The organism is Phormidium pseudopriestleyi FRX01 (genome assembly GCF_017313335.1).
GTDB classification, from domain to species: domain Bacteria; phylum Cyanobacteriota; class Cyanobacteriia; order Cyanobacteriales; family Laspinemataceae; genus Laspinema; species Laspinema pseudopriestleyi.
Genome location: NZ_JAFLQW010000418.1, coordinates 1 through 7,788, shown reverse-complemented (window position 1 = coordinate 7,788; position 7,788 = coordinate 1). Strand labels below are relative to the sequence as shown.

Sequence of the window (7,788 nt, the reverse complement as noted above, 5' to 3'; positions counted from 1 at the left end):
TGTGGTGACCTTGATTTTATCTATCTTTATTTCTGGTTATATGGTGGCGGATAGTCACAGTTTAATTAAAAGTTTGGTGCAACTGTTTCCGAAACCTTGGGATGAGCGTTTGGAGACTCAAGTTAGGCCGATTAGTCAGCGCATGGGTGGATATATTCGAGGTCGAGTGTTGGTTTCGGCGCTGTTGGCTGTGACAACGAGTGTGGGATTGAGTGCTTTAGGGTTAGGGGAGTTTGCGTTGGGTTTGGGGGCGATCGCCGGAGTGACTAATTTAATTCCCTTTTTAGGGCCGATTTTGGGGGCAGTTCCAGCGCTGATTGTGGCAGTGTCGCAAGGCGGATGGTTGTTTCTGTCGGTGTTAATTTTATTTGTGGTCATCCAGAATGTGGAGACTTATGTTTTGGATCCGTTATTAGTGGGGTCTTCTGTGGGAGTCCATCCTCTGTATCAGTTACTCTCGGTAATTGGTGGGGTTCAAGTGTTGGGAATTGTCGGTGCCTTAATCGTTCCGCCTTGGGTTGCCGGGGGTGCAGCATTAGTGGAAAATTTATATTTAAAACCAAAACTGAGGGCAGAAGCAGTGGGGACTCCCGAGGCGATCGGCCCGAATTTGACTGCTGAGGAGTCAAGTTTGGCACAGCATCCGACTTCCTCAGTCTAAGAGAGGTAAACCCGGTTAGAATTCGCTATCAATGTTGAACCCCGTCCTAACTTGGACGAAGAAGACAGGGGAATGAATTGCTGTTTTGCCTCAGTTCAGGTCCCGGAACCCCACCCTAAGACACAGGGGAGGGGACCCGACTTAGGAGAGTCGGTTTTACTAGACCTGGAATTCCTTATGGGTTGACCCCGAATGACTGCTTTTTTCCTCTGACTTGTAGCGTTCTTCTTTATTTTGGTGTAAATTATACCTCAATCCATAAAACCTTGCCAGGAGAATTTAACCCAAAGAGTTTATCGGGGCTAAAACTTAGTGAATAAAAGCAAATTAACAGGCAGACTAAGATGAGACAATGGCGAATCATCATGAAGCTATCTCCCCGTCGAATCGTCAGTATTTATCTAGTGATTAGCGCCTTATGGATTGTCGGTTCCGATCGCATGATAGCGATTCTATTTCGGCAACCTGGGGTCAAAAATACAACTCATCTGCAAACCATTAAGGGATGCGTGTATGTCACGGTGGTTGCGATTATCCTGTACTATGCGATCGTCCGCTATACCTCAGAAATTTATCAGTCTAAAAAGCAGCTAGAACTCAACGAGAGGCGACTGGATGCGATTATCGAAACTAACGCTGATGGAATTTTAGTCTTTGATAGTACCGGGCGGATTACCCTGACTAATGCAGCGGCACAAAAGCATTTAGGACTGCCTCGACAACAGATGATCGGATGTAGATACAATGAACCGATTTGGCAAATTCAACCGTTAGATGCGCGGGGTTTACCTGAAAATCAACTCCCGTTTTGTCAGGTGATGCAAAAGGGACGCGCTGCTTATGAAATGGAATATGCGATCGCCCGTCGAGATGGCACCCAGATTTTTGTCTCAATCAATGCCGCGCCGTTGTACGATCGCCAGGGTCAGATTGATGGAGTCGTCGCCGCCATCACCGATATTACCCAACATAAACAAGCCGAAGCTGTTGGCCGGGCCCGGGATATTGCTGAAGCTAGAAATCGAGCAAAAAGTGAATTTTTGGCTCAAATGAGTCATGAAATTAGAACTCCCTTAAATTCTATTTTAGGGCTGTCTCAAATGTTAATAAGAGAAATTTTTGGCAGCCTGAATCCCAAACAAAAAGAATATATTAGCCGCATTAAAAGTAGCGGCGACCATTTATTAGAACTGATTAATGATATTTTAGATTTATCCAAGGTAGAAGCAGGCAAGGAAGAATTAAAATTTAGTGAAATTCCCGTTCCAGAACTTTGTAAATATTGCCTAAAAGTCATGCAGGAACGGGCGGTGGACCGGGGATTAAGACTAACCAGTAAAATTGACCCCGAAATCCGGCTTTGCATTGCCGATGAACGGCGTCTCAAACAAATGCTGCTCAATCTGCTCTCTAATGCGATTAAGTTTACCCCGAAAGGGGAAGTTTCATTAATTGTAGAACAACAGCCTGGGGGAATTGGATTTACCGTCATAGATACGGGAATTGGGATTTCTGAAGAACATTTACCCCTGGTATTTGACCCGTTTCGGCAACTGGATAATGAATTGAACCATAACATCCAAGGAACGGGATTGGGATTAGCCCTCACGCGAGATTTAGCGCAGTTACATGGGGGGGATGTACTCCTGAGTTCTACTTTGGGGGTGGGGAGTCGGTTTACGATTATTTTGCCAGATCCGCCTCCGGGATACGTTCCGACGGTCCCGAGTGATGAGCTTCCGGGAATTGTAATTCCCGAAGCGGGCGATCGCAACGGTCGGATTTTAATTGTGGATTATGATGGGTCGAGTACCTTATTGTTGCAAGACTATTTACAAGCGGTGGGACATGATGTCAAATTGACTGGCTACAGCGCCAATTTTATGGAAGAAGTGTTTTCATTTGACCCCTATTTAATTTTATTGGATGTCCAGTTTGCTCATTTGGCAATGGGGTTACAATTAGTCGAAGAGTTACGCAAAAACCCGAATGTGCAACAGTTGCCAGTGGTGGTGGTGACGGCAATGGCAATGTCAGGCGATCGGGAACGCTGTCTAGCAGCAGGTGCCACCGATTATTTAAGCAAACCGATTCAGTTAGAAATATTAGATGAAATGCTGTTACGGTATATCCCTCCAGTGGTTTAAATCTTGTCCATCCAGAAAATCGTTCACTTTTTGAAATATTCGCAATCAAATTATTATAAAATTTGGACAACCTAAATGAAAGTCGAACGCTTAAGCATCAAGTCATTTCGAGGAATCAACAATTTAACTTTGGAGTTTCCTCCATCTGAATCTATCGTATTTATCGGCGCGAACGGAGTAGGAAAATCTAGTATTTTAGATTGTTTGGCCATACTTTTATCCTGGCTTCCGGCGCGACTCCAAAACCCGCAGACTTCGGGACAGTTTTTTACAGAAGAAGATATTAAAAATGGAGCGAAAGAAACTCAGAATGAAATTATCATTAGAATTAATAACCGGGACCAACCTGTCAAATGGTCACGAATTAGAACTCGCACTGGACGCAGTAAAGAAACCCGGAGTGATTTGGTTCAATTAACTCAACTTGTCGGTGAAATTCACGAAAGTTTAGATGAAAATTTCGATGTTGCTTTACCTGTGATAGCCTACTATCCGACCAATCGTGCTGTCCTGGATATTCCCTTACGAATTCGGAAAAAGCATTTGTTTGAGCCAATGGCGACTTATGAAGAAGCTTTGACGGGAGGAAGCATCAATTTTAGACGGTTTTTTGAATGGTTTCGACAACGGGAAGATTTAGAAAATGAACAACGACTCTGGGGAGAGTCGATTGATTATCGCGATCGCCAGTTAGAAGCGGTGAGACAAGCCATTTCTGGGATATTAGGCGATATTCAAGACTTAAGAATTCAGCGATCGCCTTTGCGAATGACCCTCACCAAACAGGGACAAGAACTCAGTGTCAGCCAACTTTCCGACGGAGAAAAATGCTGATTGGCGTTGATTGGGGATTTAGCAAGACGCTTGGCGATCGCCAACCCCAACTCCCAGCAAAATCCTCTCCAGGGTAGCGGTGTAGTCATGATTGATGAAATAGAACTACATCTTTATCCTCAGTGGCAACGGGGGATTATTCCCGCCTTAACCGGAACTTTTCCTAACTGCCAGTTTATAGTGACGACTCATTCTCCACAGGTGATGAGTGATGTGGAATGGGTGCAGCTTTTAAAAATGACACCGGAAGTAATCGTGATTGAGCGCTTGCGGTCCTTTGGCAAAGATAGCAATCGCATTCTGGAAACCCTGATGGGAACTCTAGAACGTCCCCCAGAAATCGAAGAAAAGTTTCAGCAACTCTTTCGGGTGATTGATAGGGGAGAATTAGACAACGCTCGCCAATTGCGCCAACAGCTTGCGGAACGAGTCGGAGAGGATGATCCTACCTTCGTAAGAGCAGATGGACTCATTCGCCGAAAAGAAATTCTGAATCGATGAAATACATCCAAAAAGGAAATGAACCCCCCGAGTTTACACAATGGAAAGAGCAACAAAAGCCTCTGGGGGTGGAGTATTGCAATTATAAAAATCTTCAAAATCCGGAAAAGCGTTTGACTCACGAGGCATTGCTTCGTGAACAAGGGTATATTTGTTGCTATTGCTGCCAGGGGATTGACAAACAAACAAGCCACATTGAACATTTAGAAGCTCAGAGCAAAACTGAAGTAGAGTTATCGGTAGATTACGCCAATTTACTGGCATCCTGCGGTCGAGATGGAAATTGGCCGGATCACTGTGGTCATAAAAGAGGAAATAAACCCATTCCTGTTTCCCCTCTCATCACCAATTGTGAAGCGTTTTTCAGATACTCAGGGGGACGCTTTTGCTGTGCTTCCTGATACCACTTGCGAATCTGTTCCGCAATGGTGAGGGTTCCGCCGACAATAGTAATAATAGAGGCTACAGTCGTCAGCGGTTCAGTTTTTTTCGCGTCCCCCTCCACCAATACTGTACCGGCTATTCCTGGAATTGCCAGTAAATCCTGCGCTGCCGATTTGGAGTCTTCGCCGTCAATCGTTATCGTAATCGCTGCCATTGGTGCAACTCTCAATCACGCCAAGACTATTGTACGCGATCGCCGCTTAACTCCCGAGTGTCATCAACCTCGAATCTTGCCGAACCCTTCAATATTGGACGATTTGATGGCTGCTTCCACCCTCGGTTATTCTGCCTCGAATGAGTCCCGTTAGCGGCTACATCTGGGTTGACAGTCCTGGAAATTCTCCCCGGAATTGCCAAGAATTTATACTTATTTGCCTCACAAGTCTTGATCATAACTTTGCACAAATTGCCGGAAAGTTAACCTCTTTTTTATAAAACTTGTCTATACTAGAAGGAGATAGAGAAGAAAAGTGGATTCTTTATCGGGGATCAACGCAAACCGAGGGTTAGTCAAATGCAAACACTACGGGAATCTCCGGAAACTAGCTATGGTATCAGCTTTGCTTTAGAAAAGATTGACTCCATTGTGCTGGATGTATTTAAGCCTTTCTTTAACAATTTACCCCTAGACCCTTATATCAAAGGCAATTATAGATTGCGCCGATTGTCGCGGTTTAAACTGAGCGAAAATGAGTTAATTCATCTGCCTCATGGATATTTGTACCAGAGTAAGGATTACAATCCGGTGGTGGGGGGTGTCAAGCGGCAGTTTGCGGAATTGGATGAGGAAATGATTGCGCTATATGAGTTTAAGAAACTGGTGCAAGAAGTGAGTCATTACTGCAAGTTAAAACCGGGTGTGGAAATCGGGGTACATCAAATCCGTACTACCTGTTCCCCGAAAAACTATGGAAACCCTGCGCCGGAAGGGATTCATCAAGATGGTGCGGATTTTGTAGCAATTTTCTCTTGCGATCGCCAGAATATCCAAGGGGGAGGCACTCATTTGTATATGGCACGTCGGGAAAAACCCGTGTTTACCAAGGTGCTCTATCCCGGTGAATTGTTACTCGTCAACGATCGCGATTTCTTCCACTTCACCACCCCGATTAAACCCCTAAAAACAGGGTTGGGAACTCGGGATGTATTTGTCCTCACTTCTCCCAGTTTACTGGTTGATTTTGAAGACTAAATTATCTGTCAAAGAGGGAATTTTTCATAAATATTAATGTAGGGGCGATTCGCGAATCGCCCCTACATTGATGCACTTTAGAATTTATCTGGATTGATTCATGCTGGGTTGAGGGTTGAAAATTTTGCACTCTACTAAATAGGGAGAATTAAATTCAGTCATTTCTCCCGCTTGTTTCCCGGGAATGGGAAATAATCGCGCTGAGAGGGGTTTATCTAATTTAATCGCTAAACTGGCAACATCGAGTAAAATGGCCTCTATTTGTTCAACGGAGATATTTCCGGGTAGTGGAACCGTATCTAATCCACATCCACAAACGGAGGAATATAACAATAAATCCGTTAAATTGTAGGTTCCTTCACTGGCACGTTTTGCTAGTCCAATATCTTCACAAACTGGCAACATTAAGCCAGAATATCCACATAATTTGACGGGGATTTTTTTGATAACCCGAGTGATGAGGGCTGAAATGGCTAGGGTTCCTGAATGGCCGAATTTACCTAATCCTAATGTTTCATAAGCGTCAGCGATACTATTGCTTTTATCCAGGGAGGGGGCGATGGATGCGTCTATTCCCTGATAGGAAATGTGAAATTCTTGGGCGAGTTTAGAGGCGATTTTCTCTAGGTTGATGAGATGTTCTGCATAAATTTCAGTTAAATTTGTTTCTGCTTCGACTAGAGTCCTAGATTTAGAAAAGGCTTCTGTGAGTAAATCGGCACATTCTAATCCAATGGAAAAAGCAGAATTCCCTTCATGGTAGGATGCGGGGAAAAAGGGGATTCCTGGAGGACAATTGGCACCGGCACAAAAGCGAAAGTTTCCCAATCCATTAACGGTTTCTGTGGAAATTCGGTGGATGGTTTGAGCAGATGCTTGAAGACTTTCAAAATTAATTCCATTTGGGAAATCGCCTATTGTACTGGAACAAAAAATTTTCTCTGTTCTTTTGAGAATGGCCGGAATTATAGAAATAATTTCGGGATTTTTTGCACAACCAATATTAAAAAAATCTAAATTGAATTGGTGACAAATATCTTCCAGCCTTTCTGAATTATCCAGGATTTCAAACAGCGTGTATCCGGGTAAATAGTTCTCAAAGGATTGGGTGGAAATCCTCGTGGTTTGGACTTCGTAACCTTGAGCTTCTAACTCCTGTTGTGCTTTTGCGTTAAATTTCGCGGCTTTTTGGATGGAGGTATGATCCATTGGAGATTCTAAGGAAATCCCGGTGGTGATGCTTCTAATTTTCATAATCCTATTGTGGTTTAGTGTAAATTTCCAGGGGAGGCGATCGCCGGAGTGATTGCAGACATCCCCTCGTCATCATTGCCACTTCCTCCGGTTTCTTTATTGAGGATTTTTACCACATGATTGTAAATGGATTCGGCTTGTTCGGGAGAATTGCCAATGCTGGTTAATCCTAGTTTGCCAAACTCGGAGAGACATCCCATTAAATGAAATAAGGTTCCGGTTTCGGTACAGCTATCAAAATGAAGTTGATGATAGGCGATAATATCCATCAAATCATTGGGCAGTAATCCCCGATAGCGGTCTTTTTGGAGGTTGTCGGTGGCAAAGTAATATTTAGGACGTCCGGTTTGGCTGTAAAATAATCCCGTGGATAAATTATACCGGCCATTGGTTAACAGTTTGAGTTCCATAAAGGGATGAGTTGTCCCACCTTTGCGGAGATTAATTTCGATCGCATACAAATCCCAGACTGGATGACTACTCTCCGGACGCTGAACCGCCAAAAAGTCCACGCTAAACCGTTCTAATGCACCTTTAGCGGCTAAATTTCGACCCACGCGCATCCCCAGTTCCTGCGCTTGCAGTCGATATCCTTCATCTGCCGGAAACTGACACCCGAGGAAAATTTGCTGATCGCTACCGCCGAGAATTTGGTCATGGGTGGAGAGAATTTCTACCTCACCATTGGGGAGAATTCTGCCTTGGACACTGGGCGATCGCTTGTCTTTTCCTTCGATATAGGATTCCACAATTGC

Annotated in this window: 7 protein-coding genes and 1 pseudogene; 5 read left to right on the top strand and 3 right to left on the bottom strand. The window is 44.2% G+C overall.

The genetic code is table 11. From position 1 onward, the window contains the following. From J0895_RS15690 to J0895_RS27000, 4 genes and pseudogenes are all read left to right on the top strand, one after another. On the top strand, positions 1–661 hold a 661-nt coding region (locus J0895_RS15690), incomplete at its 5' end, for an AI-2E family transporter (RefSeq protein WP_207088984.1). A gap of 365 nt (positions 662–1,026) precedes the next feature. Then, positions 1,027–2,808, top strand: a complete 1,782-nt coding sequence (locus J0895_RS15685) for a PAS domain-containing hybrid sensor histidine kinase/response regulator (protein WP_207088983.1) — start codon at positions 1,027–1,029, stop codon at positions 2,806–2,808. A gap of 75 nt (positions 2,809–2,883) precedes the next feature. Further along, positions 2,884–4,143 (top strand): annotated as a pseudogene (locus J0895_RS27005) (AAA family ATPase). After that, positions 4,140–4,544: a retron system putative HNH endonuclease gene (locus J0895_RS27000; protein WP_207088982.1), complete on the top strand. Its 405-nt coding sequence runs from the start codon at positions 4,140–4,142 to the stop codon at positions 4,542–4,544. Before J0895_RS27005 ends, J0895_RS27000 begins: the two are co-directional and overlap by 4 nt. Here the strand turns inward: J0895_RS27000 and J0895_RS26010 are convergent. Beyond that, entirely contained in the window at positions 4,445–4,741 is a 297-nt protein-coding gene (locus J0895_RS26010) for a hypothetical protein (RefSeq protein WP_242541354.1), read from the bottom strand. The genes J0895_RS27000 and J0895_RS26010 overlap by 100 nt on opposite strands. A gap of 360 nt (positions 4,742–5,101) precedes the next feature. On the opposite strand from J0895_RS26010, the gene J0895_RS15665 reads away from it, so the two are divergent. Continuing rightward, entirely contained in the window at positions 5,102–5,779 is a 678-nt protein-coding gene (locus J0895_RS15665; RefSeq protein ID WP_207088980.1) for a 2OG-Fe dioxygenase family protein, read from the top strand. Positions 5,780–5,863: 84 nt separating this feature from the next. On the opposite strand, the gene J0895_RS15660 is transcribed toward J0895_RS15665, so the two are convergent. Together J0895_RS15660 and J0895_RS15655 are read right to left on the bottom strand one after the other, a co-directional pair. Continuing rightward, entirely contained in the window at positions 5,864–7,033 is a 1,170-nt protein-coding gene (locus tag J0895_RS15660; RefSeq protein WP_207088979.1) for a DUF711 family protein, read from the bottom strand. Positions 7,034–7,047: 14 nt separating this feature from the next. Beyond that, the coding region (locus J0895_RS15655) for a peptide ligase PGM1-related protein (protein WP_242541353.1) at positions 7,048–7,788 on the bottom strand (741 nt) is incomplete at its 5' end.

Bases quoted from the DNA above. Each gene is read 5' to 3' on its own strand.
- J0895_RS15665 (WP_207088980.1), top strand. From the start codon at position 5,102: ATGCAAACACTACGGGAATCTCCGGAAACTAGCTATGGTATCAGCTTT.
- J0895_RS15685 (WP_207088983.1), top strand. From the start codon at position 1,027: ATGAAGCTATCTCCCCGTCGAATCGTCAGTATTTATCTAGTGATTAGC.
- J0895_RS15660 (WP_207088979.1), bottom strand. From the start codon at position 7,033: ATGAAAATTAGAAGCATCACCACCGGGATTTCCTTAGAATCTCCAATG.
- J0895_RS27000 (WP_207088982.1), top strand. From the start codon at position 4,140: ATGAAATACATCCAAAAAGGAAATGAACCCCCCGAGTTTACACAATGG.
- J0895_RS26010 (WP_242541354.1), bottom strand. From the start codon at position 4,741: ATGGCAGCGATTACGATAACGATTGACGGCGAAGACTCCAAATCGGCA.